13 protein-coding genes and 1 tRNA gene are annotated in these 13,986 nt (G+C 61.6%); 4 read left to right on the top strand and 10 right to left on the bottom strand.

The window, feature by feature from the left end; all coding sequences use genetic code 11:
* Positions 1-25: 25 nt before the first annotated feature.
* The 3 genes from glmS to C7441_RS03260 all read right to left on the bottom strand — a co-directional run bounded on the left by glmS (position 26) and on the right by C7441_RS03260 (position 4,264).
* A complete protein-coding gene (gene glmS / locus C7441_RS03270) occupies positions 26-1,849 on the bottom strand; it encodes a glutamine--fructose-6-phosphate transaminase (isomerizing) (protein ID WP_109611695.1) in 1,824 nt (607 codons plus the stop codon).
* A gap of 166 nt (positions 1,850-2,015) precedes the next feature.
* Positions 2,016-3,365, bottom strand: a complete 1,350-nt coding sequence (glmU, locus tag C7441_RS03265) for a bifunctional UDP-N-acetylglucosamine diphosphorylase/glucosamine-1-phosphate N-acetyltransferase GlmU (RefSeq protein ID WP_109611694.1) — start codon at positions 3,363-3,365, stop codon at positions 2,016-2,018.
* 152 nt (positions 3,366-3,517) lie between these two features.
* Positions 3,518-4,264, bottom strand: coding sequence for a cytochrome c biogenesis CcdA family protein (locus C7441_RS03260; protein WP_109611693.1), 747 nt, complete (start codon positions 4,262-4,264; stop codon positions 3,518-3,520).
* 193 nt (positions 4,265-4,457) lie between these two features.
* Between C7441_RS03260 and C7441_RS03255 the strand changes: the two genes are divergently transcribed.
* The 3 genes from C7441_RS03255 (at position 4,458) to ku (ending at position 6,360) form a co-directional block, all read left to right on the top strand.
* Complete coding sequence (locus C7441_RS03255; protein WP_019171132.1) at positions 4,458-4,988, top strand: DedA family protein; 531 nt, start codon at positions 4,458-4,460, stop codon at positions 4,986-4,988.
* Between the two features lie 128 nt (positions 4,989-5,116).
* Positions 5,117-5,452 (top strand): hypothetical protein, encoded by a 336-nt coding sequence (locus C7441_RS03250; protein ID WP_109611692.1) that lies wholly within the window; start codon positions 5,117-5,119, stop codon positions 5,450-5,452.
* Positions 5,453-5,511: 59 nt separating this feature from the next.
* Positions 5,512-6,360, top strand: coding sequence for a non-homologous end joining protein Ku (gene ku, locus C7441_RS03245; protein ID WP_109611691.1), 849 nt, complete (start codon positions 5,512-5,514; stop codon positions 6,358-6,360).
* 46 nt (positions 6,361-6,406) lie between these two features.
* On the opposite strand, the gene C7441_RS03240 is transcribed toward ku, so the two are convergent.
* Positions 6,407-6,482, bottom strand: a tRNA-Lys gene (locus tag C7441_RS03240).
* Positions 6,483-6,860: 378 nt separating this feature from the next.
* On the opposite strand from C7441_RS03240, the gene C7441_RS03235 reads away from it, so the two are divergent.
* Positions 6,861-7,343, top strand: coding sequence for a BA14K family protein (locus C7441_RS03235; RefSeq protein ID WP_083867682.1), 483 nt, complete (start codon positions 6,861-6,863; stop codon positions 7,341-7,343).
* Between the two features lie 59 nt (positions 7,344-7,402).
* On the opposite strand, the gene glpK is transcribed toward C7441_RS03235, so the two are convergent.
* From glpK to C7441_RS03205, 6 genes are all read right to left on the bottom strand, one after another.
* Entirely contained in the window at positions 7,403-8,902 is a 1,500-nt protein-coding gene (glpK, locus tag C7441_RS03230) for a glycerol kinase GlpK (protein WP_109611690.1), read from the bottom strand.
* A 113-nt stretch (positions 8,903-9,015) separates the two neighbouring features.
* Complete coding sequence (locus C7441_RS03225; protein ID WP_019171136.1) at positions 9,016-9,789, bottom strand: DeoR/GlpR family DNA-binding transcription regulator; 774 nt, start codon at positions 9,787-9,789, stop codon at positions 9,016-9,018.
* 85 nt (positions 9,790-9,874) lie between these two features.
* Positions 9,875-11,287, bottom strand: a complete 1,413-nt coding sequence (locus tag C7441_RS03220) for a pyridoxal phosphate-dependent decarboxylase family protein (RefSeq protein WP_109611689.1) — start codon at positions 11,285-11,287, stop codon at positions 9,875-9,877.
* A gap of 39 nt (positions 11,288-11,326) precedes the next feature.
* Positions 11,327-12,457 carry a tRNA guanosine(34) transglycosylase Tgt gene (tgt, locus tag C7441_RS03215; RefSeq protein WP_109611688.1) on the bottom strand — a complete coding sequence of 377 codons (1,131 nt, stop codon included), beginning with the start codon at positions 12,455-12,457 and terminating at the stop codon, positions 11,327-11,329.
* Positions 12,454-13,530: a tRNA preQ1(34) S-adenosylmethionine ribosyltransferase-isomerase QueA gene (gene queA / locus C7441_RS03210; RefSeq protein ID WP_109611687.1), complete on the bottom strand. Its 1,077-nt coding sequence runs from the start codon at positions 13,528-13,530 to the stop codon at positions 12,454-12,456. Before queA ends, tgt begins: the two co-directional genes overlap by 4 nt.
* On the bottom strand, positions 13,530-13,979 hold the full coding sequence (locus C7441_RS03205) for a DMT family transporter (RefSeq protein ID WP_019171140.1): 450 nt from the start codon (positions 13,977-13,979) through the stop codon (positions 13,530-13,532). Before C7441_RS03205 ends, queA begins: the two co-directional genes overlap by 1 nt.
* Positions 13,980-13,986: the final 7 nt, after the last annotated feature.

Raw genomic sequence — 13,986 nt, 5'->3', positions numbered from 1 at the left:
AAACCGCGAAGTTCGACGGCGTGATTTATTCCACCGTGACCGACTTGGCCAGGTTGCGCGGCTGGTCCACGTCGGTGCCCATGAATACGGCCGTGAAATAGGCCAGCATCTGGATGGGCAGCGCGTAGACGATGGGCGTAATGATCTCCGGAACATCCGGCAGCACGATCGTCTCCATCGTATCGACGGTAGCCTGCTCTGCGCCCTTCCGGTCGGTGATCAGGATGATCTTGCCGCCGCGTGCGGCCACTTCCTGCATGTTCGAGACGGTTTTCTCGAAAATGCGGTCGTGCGGGGCGATCACGATCACCGGCATGTTCTCGTCGATCAGCGCGATCGGCCCATGCTTCAGTTCGCCCGCCGCATAACCTTCGGCATGGATATAGGAAATTTCCTTGAGCTTCAGCGCGCCTTCCATGGCGAGCGGGAAGTTGGTGTCGCGACCGAGATAGAGCACGTGGCGGTAGTGCGACAGTTCGCGCGAAACCTTCTCGATCTGCTCTTCCAGCTTCAGCACCTGGTTGGCATAGCGCGGCGCTTCGGAAAGGGCACGCACCAGAGCCTTCTCCTCATCGGGCGAGATCGTTCCGCGCGCCACGCCGGCGCGCACCGCAAGCGAAGCAAGGACCGAAAGCTGGCAGGTAAAGGCCTTGGTCGAAGCCACGCCGATCTCAGGGCCGGCAAGCGTAGGCAGCACGACGTCCGACTCGCGGGCGATGGTGGATTCGCGGACATTGACGATGGCTCCGATCGGCACGCCTGCCTTGCGGCAGTAGCGCAGCGAGGCCAGCGTATCGGCGGTCTCGCCCGATTGCGAAATGAACAACGCCGCGCTGTTCTGCGAGATCGGCATTTCGCGATAGCGGAATTCGGAGGCGATATCGATGTCCACCGGCAGCCGGGCAATGCGCTCGAACCAGTATTTTCCGACCAGACCACTGAGATAGGCCGTACCGCAAGCCGACAGCGCCAAGCGATCAATCCTGGCAAAATCGAAAGGTAGGTCGAGCGGCCTCGAAGTGCTGGCCGTAAAGTCCACATAGTGTGCGAGCGTGTGGGAAATGACTTCCGGCTGCTCATGGATTTCCTTTTCCATGAAATGCCGGCGGTTGCCCTTGTCGACCATGAAGCTGGTGCCGAGCGACTGCTGGCGCTTGCGCGCAACAGGTTTGCCCTCGATGTCGAAAATCTCGAAGGAGCCGCGGCGTACGACCGCCCAGTCGCCATCCTCCAGATAGGTGATCGAGTTGGTGAAGGGTGCAAGCGCGATGGCGTCGGAGCCGAGGAACATCTCGCCCTCCCCATGCCCAACAGCCAGCGGCGGACCGTTGCGCGCGCCGACGATCAGGTCCTCGTCGCCCCGGAACATGATGGCAAGTGCAAACGCACCCTCCAGCCGCTTCAAAGCTTCATGGGCGGCCGCGACGGGGCCGGCACCGCGCGCCAGCTCGCGCGAGACAAGGTGTGCCACCACTTCGGTGTCGGTCTGCGAGGTGAACTCGTAGCCGTCGGCGGCAAGTTCGGTGCGCAGCTCTGCGAAATTCTCGATGATGCCGTTGTGGACCACGGCAACGTCATTGGAGAAATGCGGGTGCGCGTTGGTTTCGTTGGGCACGCCGTGAGTGGCCCAGCGGGTGTGACCGATGCCGATATTGCCGTCGAGCGGCTCGGCCTGAAGGCGGCTTTCAAGATTGACGAGCTTGCCTTCGGCGCGTCTGCGCGCGAGCTTTCCCTGCGCAACAGTGGCCACGCCTGCGGAATCGTAGCCGCGATATTCGAGCCTCTTCAGCGCATCGACGATCAACGGCGCGACGGCTGTCTGACCAACGATTGCAACAATTCCGCACATGATCGGCTATCCCCCGATTCCCAAAACCAGATTTACCCCATCGGCTATCTAGAGATTGCAGCCGATATGAGAAAGTCACATTCCGTATCGCTTCATATCAGCCCAAACCGGCATCGACGATACCGATTGTGCTTTCGGCACGGCCGGCAAGCCTGGAATTACGAAGTTACTTTTTCGCTGCGTCTGCACGGCGTTGGCGCAGCAGCTTCGCGCGTTCCGGCAGGGTCTTCTGACGTGCGCGGCCAAAGGCCAGAGAATCGTCCGGCACGTTCTCCGTGATGATGCTGCCCGAGGCGACATATGCGCGCTCGCCTATGGTGAGAGGGGCCACCAGCGCCGAATTCGAACCGATGAAAGCGCCCGCACCGATGTCGGTGAAGAATTTCGAATAGCCGTCATAGTTGCAGGTGATAGTGCCCGCGCCGATATTCGCACCGGCCCCGACGCGGGCATCGCCGATATAGGTCAGGTGGTTGATCTTGGCGCCCGCCTCGACCGTTGCCTTCTTCACTTCGCAGAAATTGCCCACCTTGGCCTTCTCCCCGAGATCGGCGCCCGGTCGCAACCGCGCGAATGGCCCCACTTCGGCGCGCGGGCCGATGGTGGCCCCCTCGATATGGCTGAAGGCACGGATCGTCGCGCCGCCTTCCACGCTCACTCCGGGACCGAAATAGACATTCGGCTCGATGAACACGTCGGGATCGACCTCTGTATCGTAGGAGAAGAACACGGTTTCCGGCGCGATCATGGTAACGCCCGAAAGCATGATCTCCTGGCGCTTGCGCTTTTGCCAGATGGCTTCCGCCCCCGCGAGTTCGGCGCGGTTGTTGATGCCCAGCGCGTTTTCGAAACTCGCTTCGGCGGCGACGATTTTCAGGCCCCTGGCCCCGCCGATCTCAACGATATCGGTCAGATAATATTCGCCCTTGGCATTGTCGTTGCCCACCGCATCGAGCAGCGACAGCGCGCGGGCGCCGGCAATCGCCATCAGGCCGCTGTTGCAGAAGGTGATCCTGCGTTCTTCTTCGGTGCAGTCCTTGTCCTCGCGGATCGCGACCAGCGCACCGTCCTTCTCGACGAGGCGACCGTAACCGGCCGGGTTTTCCGTGCGGAAGCCGAGAACGACCACATCGGCGCCAGCGGCCAGACGTGCACGTGCATCCGCCAGCGCAGCGGGGTCGATCAGCGGCGTATCGCCGAACATCACCAGCACATCGTCGTAACCGCGTGCGATGGCGGACCGCGCTGAAAGCACGGCGTGTGCGGTGCCGAGCCGCTCCTCCTGCACGAAGATTTCAGCTTCGGGCACAAAGGCCGGAACCGCCTCGCGCATCTGTTCCGCGCCATAACCGATCACCATGGCCAGGTCGCCGCTGCCGGCGCTTTGTGCCGCGCGCACCACATGGGCCACCATCGGCAGACCGGCAATCTTGTGCAGCACCTTGGGCAGCGCGCTTTTCATGCGCGTGCCTTCGCCGGCGGCAAGGATGATCGACAGGCAGGATCGTGCGGTCATGACGGTTTCCGGTAAAGAAGACGATTCGGGCTCAGTTCTAGAGCACCACGCCACGGAATGCGAAGAGGTTTTGCCATACGAACCCCATCACGCTCTGCGACAGCGCTGTCATGAAGCAGAATCCCGCCGTAACGATTGGTTTTACGGCCTGCTCAACCCAGCCTGCCGAGTATCGGGAAGGTTTCGAGCAGCCAGTAAGAGGCTGTCTGCACGCCGCCGGTAAGGAAGAGAACGCCGGCCACCACCAGCAAACCTCCAATCACCTTTTCCACACGTCCGAGATGCATGCGGAAACGACCGAGAAAACGCATGAACCCATTGGAGAACAGCGCGGCCAGCAGGAAGGGTATGCCCAACCCCAGCGAATAGGCGGCCAGAAGCAGGGCCCCCTCGCCCACCGTTTCGCGCCCACCGGCCAGCGTCAGGATCGGTCCCAGGACAGGCCCGATGCAGGGTGTCCAGCCGAAGGCGAAGGCCAGGCCCATTGCATAGGCCGCAAGCATGTTGGCAGGCTTGCCCTGCGCCTGGAAACGCGCCTCGCGCGACAGAAGCGGGATGCGGATGACACCGAGAAAGTTGAGTCCCATCAGGATGATGAGCACGCCCGCCGCCATGGCCAGCGGCTCCTGCCACACCCGAAGCAACCGGCCGATGGTGGAGGCGCCCGCGCCAAGCGCGACGAAAACGGTAGAAAAACCGAGGACGAAGGCGAGCGAGGTCAGAAGCAGCACCTTGCGCGTGCCCGACTTGACGGCAGCGCTGCTATCCGCCCGGAAATCCTCGACCGAGACGCCGGCCATGTAGCACAGATACGGAGGCACCAGCGGCAGCACGCAAGGCGACAGGAACGACAACGCCCCAGCCCCGACCGCACTAAGGTAGCCAACATCCAATGCCATGCCCGAAAATCCTGCTTGTCGTTCTTGACGCAGCTTATAGCCAGCAAGCCCCACAGGCTCCAATCACGAAGACGTTGGCGGATTGTCGCTACCGCCGGATCCTTCAAGGCGCGAGCCTGAAACACAGGTCGCCGTCAGCCGACGGACACGCGCTCGCCTCGACGCGACTTTCCCAAGCGGTTAAAGGGATTTCATGGACGCCTTCATCCAGCTTGAGGCATATGCCGACAATATCATTGGGTTTACCCGGAATAATGCCGGGTGGGCGCCATATATCGTGTTCGCTCTTGCATTCGCCGAGTCCGTGGCGCTGGTATCTTTGATCCTGCCGGCATGGGGCATACTTGTCGGCATCGGCGCGCTGATCGGTGCCAGCGAGATCGAATTCTGGCCGATATGGCTCGGAGCGGCCTTCGGCGCCATCGTCGGCGACTGGGTGTCCTATCTTTTCGGCTTTCATTTCAAGGACTCGGCGACGCGGGTCTGGCCCCTTTCCAGATATCCGCACATGCTCGAGCGCGGGCATGTGTTTTTTCATCGCTGGGGGCCGTGGAGTGTCTTCGTCGGTCGGTTCTTTGGGCCACTGCGCGCGATCGTGCCGCTGCTGGCCGGCATCTTCGAAATGCGAGCCTTGCATTTTCAGCTTGCCAATATCGCTTCCGCCTTGATCTGGGCGTTCGTGCTGCTTGTGCCCGGAACGCTGCTGATGGCGTATTTTCGCTAAGCTCCTCTACGACTTAAGACCAATCGGCATTGCCGAGTTTGTTATCCGATAGTTGATGCCGCACGCCTGGCTGCGCTTAAATCTTCAGCTGCGCGTATTCCACGCTCAAGCCATGCCCGGAGACGACCATGCACCTCCATGACGACAACGACCAAATCGTCGAAACGCTATTCCGCAACGGCACGATCACCGTCGTGGGCATCGTGCTTTCCTTTTCCCTCAGTTTCCTCACTCAATGGGCCAACAACCCACTTCCCTGGAACTTCATCGACCTTCCGCCGGTCTTCCTGATAATTGCTGGCATCATCTATCAGATCATGGCGCTTGCCATCCTGTTGAGGATCGCTTCGCTGCAGCACAATATCTACGCCAAGGCAAACCGCAGATTTCTGATCGGCGTCGTTCTGACCGGCCTTGGGATTGTGCTGGCGATCATCATCGACGCCGTCAAGCTTGTGCCTTGACGGTGCGCCATCGACCGAACCCGGAACCATGGCCGCGCGCGACCGTTTCTCCCTGTCCTATGGAGGTTGCCATGGTTGCACCACGAGCAATGTGGAGGGGGTTTTTGAAACTCGGCAGCGTGACATGCGCGATCAAGCTGGCGGGCGCCACCAGTGAAGCCGAGCGCGTGCATTTGCGGATTCTCAACCGCAAGACGCGCGAACCGGTGAAGGCTGCCTACATGGACGAAGGCACAGGAAAACCGGTCGAACGTGAAGACCAGATCAAGGGATACGAGGTCCAGAAGAACGAATATCTGCTGATAGAGCCGGAGGAAATCGCGCGGCTCAAGATCGAATCGGAACATACGCTGGAGATAGAAAGTTTTGTCGAAAAGGCTCAGGTCGATCCGGTCTATCTCGAAAAGCCCTATTATGTGTACCCGGCAGACAAGCCGTCCACGGATGCCTTTGCGGTGATCCGCGAGGCGATGCGGCGAACGAAGAAAGCCGGTCTTGCCTCGATCGTGCTTTCGCAGCGCGAGCGCCACGTGCTGGTGGAGCCGGAGGGCAATGGCATGCTGATGACCATATTGCATAGCCCCAGGGAAATCGTTCCGGCCCAAAAGGTGTTCGGTGATCTCAAGGACCGGAAGATCGACCCCGACATGACCGAAATCGCGGCCATGATCATCGACAAGAAGGTGACGCGGTTCGATCCGTCGAAGTTCGAAGATCAGTATGAGAATGCACTGCTGGGGCTGATAAAGGCCAAGCGCGAAGGCAAGCAACCACCCAAGGCGGCACCACGCCCCAAGGAAAATGTGGTCAATCTGGCGGATGTGCTGAAAAAGAGCCTGGAGAAAGAAGGGATCGCCAGCCCATCTTCGCGGAACAAGCAGGGTGCGAAACGAAAGAAATCAGCCTAGCAGGCAGCGACTTCCCGTCTCCGCCATGTCGATCTTGTCGATGTTTTGGTGGGCTGGATGGGACTCGAACCCATGACCCCAGAATTAAAAGTTCCGTGCTCTACCATCTGAGCTACCAGCCCTTCCACCACTGGCCATCTGTCCGTGTCGAACAAAAGTACTCCGAACTTCCGGAAAGCTGAATGCGAACCTGTCCGCAATGCCTGTTTTCTGGATCGGTGGCCGGAGCCTGGTGGACCTCTCGCCGATTGCGTGCGCAACCGCGAAATTGCGGCGGAACATAGGGAGAGTGACGCAGCCGGTCAACCGGAAAAAACGGCATTTCCCACACCGTTTTGACGACCACAGGAGCGCCGGACGACTTAATATCCTCCAGCCCCGGCCAGATTGCCGAAATGCTTGGTTTTCAACGCCTTGCGATTCGACCGGAACAAACGCGCAGAGTGCGACGTTGAGTCCAGCGAGGGATGCTGCAACCTTTCTACAGCAGGAGATTTACGATGAGAAAGCTTCTTTCCGGCCTTTGTGCCTCGGCTCTTGCGCTCTCCTTTGCCGTGTCCTCTTCATTGCCGGTGAGTGCAGGTGAGATCAACATTCCGCGCCCTGCGGCCGCCCAGCCTGATTCCCAGGGGGTACAGACGGTGCAATACCGCTGGAGACATGGCGGGCACGGTCACTACAGACCCGGATGGCATGGGCCCAGGCCGAGTTATCGCCACGGCTGGTATCGCGGCCATCGCGGCTATCGCTACTACAGGCCGGGCTACCGCTACCACGATGGCTGGTGGTTCCCGGGCGCTGCATTCCTGGGTGGCGCGATCGTAGGCAGCATGCTGGCGGCTCCTCCCCCGCGACGCTACTATCGCGGCGAGAGTGCTCATGTGCGCTGGTGCTACAATCGTTATCGCTCCTATCGCGCCTACGACAACACGTTCCAGCCTTATAATGGCCCGCGCCGGCAGTGCATCTCGCCCTATGGCTAAGAGACGCATGACCCGCGCGGCAGGCAGGCCCGCGACGCAAGCCGCGGGCCTGTTATTCTTCAGAAGTCCGTGAGCGTGCGGCGAACTGAATCCCGCCAGCCTTTCAGCTTGCGCCGGCGGTCCTTCTCATCCATGGCCGGTCCGAAGCGACGCTCCAGCGACCAGGATTTGGCAAATGCCTTTTGCTCCGGCCAGACCCCCGCCCTCGCTCCCGCAAGCCAGGCGGCTCCCAGCGCTGTCGTTTCGAGGCTGGTCGGCCGATCCACTGGTGCATCGAGAATATCGGCCAGCCGCTGCATGGCCCAATCCGAGGCCACCATTCCTCCGTCCACGCGCAAGACCGTCTTGCTGTTGCCGTGCTTCGGTTTCCAGTCCTTGCGCATGGCGTCAAGCAGGTCACGGGTCTGGAAGGCAACCGACTCGAGCGCGGCGCGTGCAAATTCCGCCGGGCCGGTGTTGCGCGTGAGCCCGAAAATGGCACCACGCGCCTCCGCATCCCAGTGCGGTGTACCGAGACCGACGAAGGCCGGCACGAGATAGATTTCCTGGGTTTCATCCGCGTGCGCGGCCAGATGCCCGCTCTGCTCTGCCTTGCCGATGACCTTGATCCCGTCACGCAGCCATTGCACGGCCGCTCCCGCTACGAAGATCGAGCCTTCCAGCGCATAGGTTGTCTTGCCATTCAGGCGGTAGGCGATGGTGGTAAGTAGCCGATTGCGGGATTGTACGAGATCGGAACCGGTGTTGAGCAATGCGAAGCAGCCGGTGCCATAGGTCGATTTCATCATGCCGGGTTCGAAGCAGGCCTGGCCGATCGTCGCGGCTTGCTGGTCCCCGGCAACGCCCAGAATCGGGATTTCCGCGCCAAGCAAGGTTTTCTCCGTCATGCCAAAATCGGCCGCGCAGTCCTTCACTTCCGGCAGCAGCGCGGCGGGAATGCGCAGAATCTTCAAAAGCTCCTCGTCCCATCGATTGTCCCGGATGTTGTAGACCAGCGTACGTGAGGCATTGGTGGCATCGGTGGCATGGACCCTGCCGCCGGTCAGCCGCCAGATCAGGAACGCATCGATCGTGCCGGCGAGCAGTTCGCCTCTCTCGGCGCGTTTGCGCGCGCCTGGCACCCTGTCCAGCAGCCACGCGATCTTGGTGGCGGAGAAATAGGGATCGAGCAAAAGCCCGGTCTTGCGCGAAAAAAGCGGCTCCAGACCCTGCTTCCGCAATTTCTGGCACAGTGGCGCAGTGCGCCGATCCTGCCAGACAATGGCGTTGTGAATGGGTCTGCCGGTGGCCTTGTCCCAGACCACCACGGTCTCCCGCTGGTTGGTGATGCCGATGGCGGCAATGTCGGCGGCCTTGCATTTCGCCTTGCGCAGCGCCGTCTTGCAGGTGGCCAGAACGCTCTGCCAGATATCCTCCGGGTCATGCTCGACCCACCCGGAAGCGGGAAAATGCTGAGGGAATTCCTGCTGACCGACGCCGGCGATCCGGCGATCCGCATCGAAGATGATCGCGCGCGTGGAAGTCGTGCCCTGATCGATCGCCAGCACCAATCCGCTCATGTCATCCCCCTTGCGCCGGCTGTCTCCCGCCTCGCGTCGAGGCCCTGAGACCGCGCTCGCGAAACATGGACGATTGTTTCGCATCGGGAGCGAATGTCAAACGAAACCGGCGTTCAGCCGTCCAGGCGTGACGTCTCTACAAGCTGCACCTCGGCTTCCCGGCACATCGCACGGATCGCCTCGCTGTCGCAGCGATCGGTGATGAAGGTGTCCACTTGGGACAAATGCCCGATCCGCACCGGTGCCACGCGCTCGAGCTTGGTGGCGTCGGCGACCAATATGACATGCCGGGCATTGGCGATGATCGCCTGCGCCACCTTTACTTCGCGGAAATCGAAATCGAGCAGCGCGCCGTCGTCATCGATCGCGGAAGCGCCAATGACCGCGAAATCGACCTTGAACTGCTTGATGAAATCGACCGCCGCCTCGCCGACAATACCGCCATCCGAACCGCGCACCACGCCGCCGGCTATCACGACCTCTATCTCAGGATATACGCGCATCCTGTTGGCAACGTTGATATTATTGGTAATGACCATGAGGCCGACATGGTCCAGCAGCGCGTTGCTTACCGCCTCCGTCGTGGTGCCGATATTGATGAACAGCGAGGCCTTGTCGGGAATGAGCCGCGACGCCGCACGGCCGATAGCTTCCTTTTCCTCGGCTGCGATCTTGCGCCGGGCCTCATATTCCACGTTTTCAATGCCGGAGGGAAACAGCGCTCCGCCATGAATGCGACTAAGCAGACGCTGCTCGCACAGATCGTTCAGGTCCTTGCGGATCGTCTGTGGCGTCACGCCGAAATGCACGGCGAGATCGTCAACCAGCACACGGCCGGAATCCTTCGCCATCTGGATGATTTCAGCATGTCGCGCCGACAGGAACACCGCACATCTCCAATCTTCGTTCGGCGCGATGCTAGTCCAAAACGAAAGGCGGCGAAAGTTGCACCTTTACCAGATCAGGACTTTCTTACCGGATTGAGACTGCCATCGAAGTAATGACCTCGAACGCTTCGTCGACATCGCTTTCAGTGACGTCGAACTGGCCGACCTGGAAGCGTATCGCGAAACGGCCGTCAACTTTCGTCTGAGTCAGATAGATGCGGCCGTCTTCGTTGATCGCTTCAAGCAGCCGCAGATTGTGGGCATCGAGATCGGCAATGCCCTCAGGGGTGTGCCGGAAGGAAAACAGCGAGAGCATGGGGTGCGTGACCAGTTCGAAGCCGGGTTCGGCCTCGATACGCTTGGCGAGCTTGCCTGCCCAGGCCACGTGGTTGCGGATCATCCCGCGCAATTCCTCCAGCCCGTGCGCGCGCAGCAGGAACCACAGTTTCAGCGCCCGGAAGCGTCGGCCGAGCGGTACCGACCATTCGGAATAGTTGATGATACCGTCCTTGCCGTGCGTCTTCAGATATTCCGGCTTGATCGCAAGCGTGCGCACGAGTGCGTCGGGATCGCGAATGAACTGCACCGAACAGTCAAACTGCGCGCCGAGCCATTTGTGCGGATTGAAAACAATCGAATCCGCGCCCTCGATACCCGCCCAGTAGTGGCGGAACTCCGGGCAGATCATCGCAGACCCTGCCCAGGCGGCATCGACATGCAGATAGAGCCCGTGCTTGCGCGCGATTGCCGCAACCGCGGCGATGTCATCCGTGCCACCCACACTGGTGCCGCCCACGCACGCAATGATGCCGGCAGGCACGAAGCCTTGCGCCTTGTCGGCAAGGATCGCCGCTTCCAGCACTTCCGCATCCATCGAGCGCAATTCACCCGTGACAGGAACACGCACGAGGTTTTCCTCGCCAATGCCGGCCACCCAGATCGCGCGGTCTATCGAGGTATGGACCTGGTCCGTGGCATAAATCCGCAGGCGTTGCTGTCCGGAAAGTCCTTGCTTGTTGCCCTGCCAGTCCAGCGCGCGCTCGCGCATGGTGAGCACCGCAGCCAGCGTGGCGGAGGATGCACTGTCCTGGATCACGCCCGAAAAACCGGCGGGCAGGCCGAGTGCCTGGCGCAGCCAGTCGATGACTTTCGTTTCCAGTTCGGTCGCCGCGGGCGAGGTCTGCCACAGCATGCATTGCGCGGCCATGACCGTAACCAGATATTCGGCCACCACCGAGACCGGCGCGGCGTTGGCGGGAAAATAGGCGAAGAAACGCGGATGCTGCCAATGCGTCATGCCGGGCAATATCGTCTCTTCGAAATCGGCGAAGATCCTTTCCATCGGCTCGGCGGCTTCAGGCGGCGTGTCCGCGATCCGCGCGGCGATCTCGCCGGGTTGGGTCTGGGCGCGCACGGGCCGCTCGCGCAAGCTCTCGCGATAGTCGGTGCCCCAGTCAGCCGCCTTGCGCGACCAGTGCCGGAATTCCTCGCCGTTCAATTGCTCCTCCCCTGATCCGATTTCCGCGCCGGCGTTCTCTTAAAGAGCCGGGATGTCTCCCCTCGCCCAGCCTTCCGAAACCTCGGCCACATGCTCCGCATAGCGGCCCTGTTCTATGGCATCGCGAAGGCCTTGCATCAGGCTTTGATAGTAGGAAAGGTTGTTCCAGGTGAGCAGCATGGCGCCGAGCGCCTCTTGCGAGCGCACCAGGTGGTGCAGATAGGCTCGCGAATAGTCGCGGGCGGCGGGGCAATCGCTTTCCTCGTCGAGCGGGCGGTGGTCGTCAGCATGACGGGCATTGCGCAGGTTCACCTTGCCGCGCCGCGTGTAGGCAAGGCCGTGGCGGCCGGCGCGGGTCGGCATAACGCAGTCGAACATATCGATGCCGCGTGCGACGGATTTGACGATGTCATCCGGCGTGCCGACCCCCATCAGGTAGCGTGGCTTGTCGGCCGGCAACTCGGGACAGGTGACGTCGAGCATGTCGAGCATCACGTCCTGCGGCTCTCCCACGGCGAGGCCGCCAACCGCATAGCCCTTCAGCCCAAGACTGGCGAGCGACTGCGCCGAACGTTCGCGCAGGCGCGCATTGTCGCCGCCCTGCACGATGCCGAACATGGCCTTGCCTGGCTGGTCGCCGAAAGCCGTCTTGCAGCGGTCGGCCCAGCGCAGCGAAAGCTCCATGGCGCGCTCGATCTCGCGTTCCTTGGCCGGCAGCGCGGTGCATTCATCGAGTTGCATCTGGATGTCGGAATCGAGCAGTCCCTGAATCTCGATCGAGCGCTCGGGCGACATTTCGTACGGAGCACCATCGATATGTGAGCGAAAAGTGACCCCTTTCTCGGTGATTTTGCGTAGTTTCGACAGCGACATCACCTGAAATCCGCCGGAATCCGTAAGAATTGGATGAGGCCAGCGGGCGAATTCATGCAAACCACCCAGCCGTGCCACGCGTTCCGCGCCCGGTCGCAGCATCAGATGATAGGTATTGCCAAGGATGATATCGGCGCCGAGATCGCGCACCTGATCCATATACATGGTCTTCACCGTGCCGCCGGTGCCCACCGGCATGAAGGCAGGCGTGCGGATGGTGCCGCGCGGCATGGTGATCTCGCCGCGCCGCGCCTTGCCGTCCGTGGCGAGGACTTTGAAGGTAAACTCGGTACTCATTTATCGGTCCTGAACAGCAGGCTGGCGTCGCCGTAGGAATAGAAGCGGTAGCCGGTGTCGATCGCGTGTTGATAGGCGACACGCATGGTTTCGAGCCCGCTAAAGGCGGAAACCAGCATGAACAGCGTCGAGCGTGGCAGGTGAAAATTGGTCATCAGCACGTCGACCGCCCGGAACTTGTAGCCGGGGGTGATGAAAATGTCGGTCGCACCGGACCAGGCAGACATCGTGCCATCGGGGGTAGCAGCACTTTCGAGCAAGCGCAGCGAGGTGGTGCCGACAGCGACGACGCGACGCCCTTCGGCGCGTGCGGCGTTGATGGCAGCGGCCGTCTCTTCCGAAACATAGCCGATCTCCGCATGCATCTTGTGATCGGCGGTGTCGTCGGCCTTCACCGGCAGAAATGTGCCTGCCCCGACATGCAGCGTCACGAACCGGCGTTCGATGCGCCGCGCATCCAACGCGGCAAACAGCTCGGGTGTGAAATGTAGGCCCGCGGTAGGGGCGGCGACCGCCCCCTCCTCGCGCGCATAAACGGTCTGGTAGTCCTTGCGGTCGCGCTCATCGTCTGGCCGTTTGGAGGCGATGTAGGGCGGCAGCGGAATGTGTCCGACGGCGTGCAGCGCCTCATCCAGCATCGGGCCGGACAGGTCGAAGGCCAGCAGCACTTCGCCCGCCTCACCCTTTTCGATCACCGTGGCGTCGAGCGCGCCCAGCATGCAGGCCTCGGCGCTGTGGCCGAAGCGGATACGATCGCCTTCGGCAACGCGCTTGCCCGGCCGCACGAAAGCTTTCCAGCGATCGGCACCGACGCGCATATGCAAGGTGGCGTCGACATGCGCAACCGCCTCGCCACGCTGACGCAAGCCCTTCAATTGCGCCGGGATGACCTTGGTATCGTTGAAGACAAGCACGTCGCCCGGCTCAAGCAACGACGGCAGATCACCGACGCGCTTGTCTTCCAGCGGTGCTTCGGCACGTACGACCAGCATCCGCGCGGCGTCGCGCGGTTCGGCCGGGCGAAGAGCAATGCGCTCTTCCGGCAGGTCGAAATCAAAGAGATCTACGCGCATCAGTAGAGCTTGATCAGCAGCGCGCCGGCCAGCAGCATCGCTGCACCGGCAAGGCGCCCCATGGAAATCTCACGAACCGCAACGCCCAGGAACCCAACGCGATCGACCAGCATGCCGGCCAGAAGCTGCCCCGCCACCAGAAACGCCATCAGCGCGGCTGCGCCGATGCGTGGAATAAGAAAGATCGAGCTGGTCACATAGATCGCCCCCAGCGCACCGCCGGCCAGGAACGTCCAGGGAGCCGGCGCGCGCCAGTCGAGCTCGACGCCTTGCGCCCGTACCGTAAGGAACGTGATGACGCTCAGCACGACCGCGCCGGCCAGGAAGGAGATGGCGGCCGCGGCGACAGGCATGCCCAGCCCGCGCGCGAGCTGGGTATTGATCGGCGCCTGAATGGCGATGAAAGCGCCAGACAGGATGCCGAGCAGAGACCAGAGAATATTCGCCACGGCCGTA

This window comes from Pseudaminobacter salicylatoxidans (assembly GCF_003148475.1).
Taxonomy (GTDB): domain Bacteria; phylum Pseudomonadota; class Alphaproteobacteria; order Rhizobiales; family Rhizobiaceae; genus Pseudaminobacter; species Pseudaminobacter salicylatoxidans.
Note: the sequence above shows the minus strand (reverse complement) of the source record. Positions and strands in the feature narration are given on the sequence as shown.

Bases quoted from the DNA above. Each gene is read 5' to 3' on its own strand.
- glmS (WP_109611695.1), bottom strand. From the start codon at position 1,849: ATGTGCGGAATTGTTGCAATCGTTGGTCAGACAGCCGTCGCGCCGTTG.
- glmU (WP_109611694.1), bottom strand. From the start codon at position 3,365: ATGACCGCACGATCCTGCCTGTCGATCATCCTTGCCGCCGGCGAAGGC.
- C7441_RS03260 (WP_109611693.1), bottom strand. From the start codon at position 4,264: ATGGCATTGGATGTTGGCTACCTTAGTGCGGTCGGGGCTGGGGCGTTG.
- C7441_RS03255 (WP_019171132.1), top strand. From the start codon at position 4,458: ATGGACGCCTTCATCCAGCTTGAGGCATATGCCGACAATATCATTGGG.
- C7441_RS03250 (WP_109611692.1), top strand. From the start codon at position 5,117: ATGCACCTCCATGACGACAACGACCAAATCGTCGAAACGCTATTCCGC.
- ku (WP_109611691.1), top strand. From the start codon at position 5,512: ATGGAGGTTGCCATGGTTGCACCACGAGCAATGTGGAGGGGGTTTTTG.
- C7441_RS03235 (WP_083867682.1), top strand. From the start codon at position 6,861: ATGAGAAAGCTTCTTTCCGGCCTTTGTGCCTCGGCTCTTGCGCTCTCC.
- glpK (WP_109611690.1), bottom strand. From the start codon at position 8,902: ATGAGCGGATTGGTGCTGGCGATCGATCAGGGCACGACTTCCACGCGC.
- tgt (WP_109611688.1), bottom strand. From the start codon at position 12,457: ATGAGTACCGAGTTTACCTTCAAAGTCCTCGCCACGGACGGCAAGGCG.
- queA (WP_109611687.1), bottom strand. From the start codon at position 13,530: ATGCGCGTAGATCTCTTTGATTTCGACCTGCCGGAAGAGCGCATTGCT.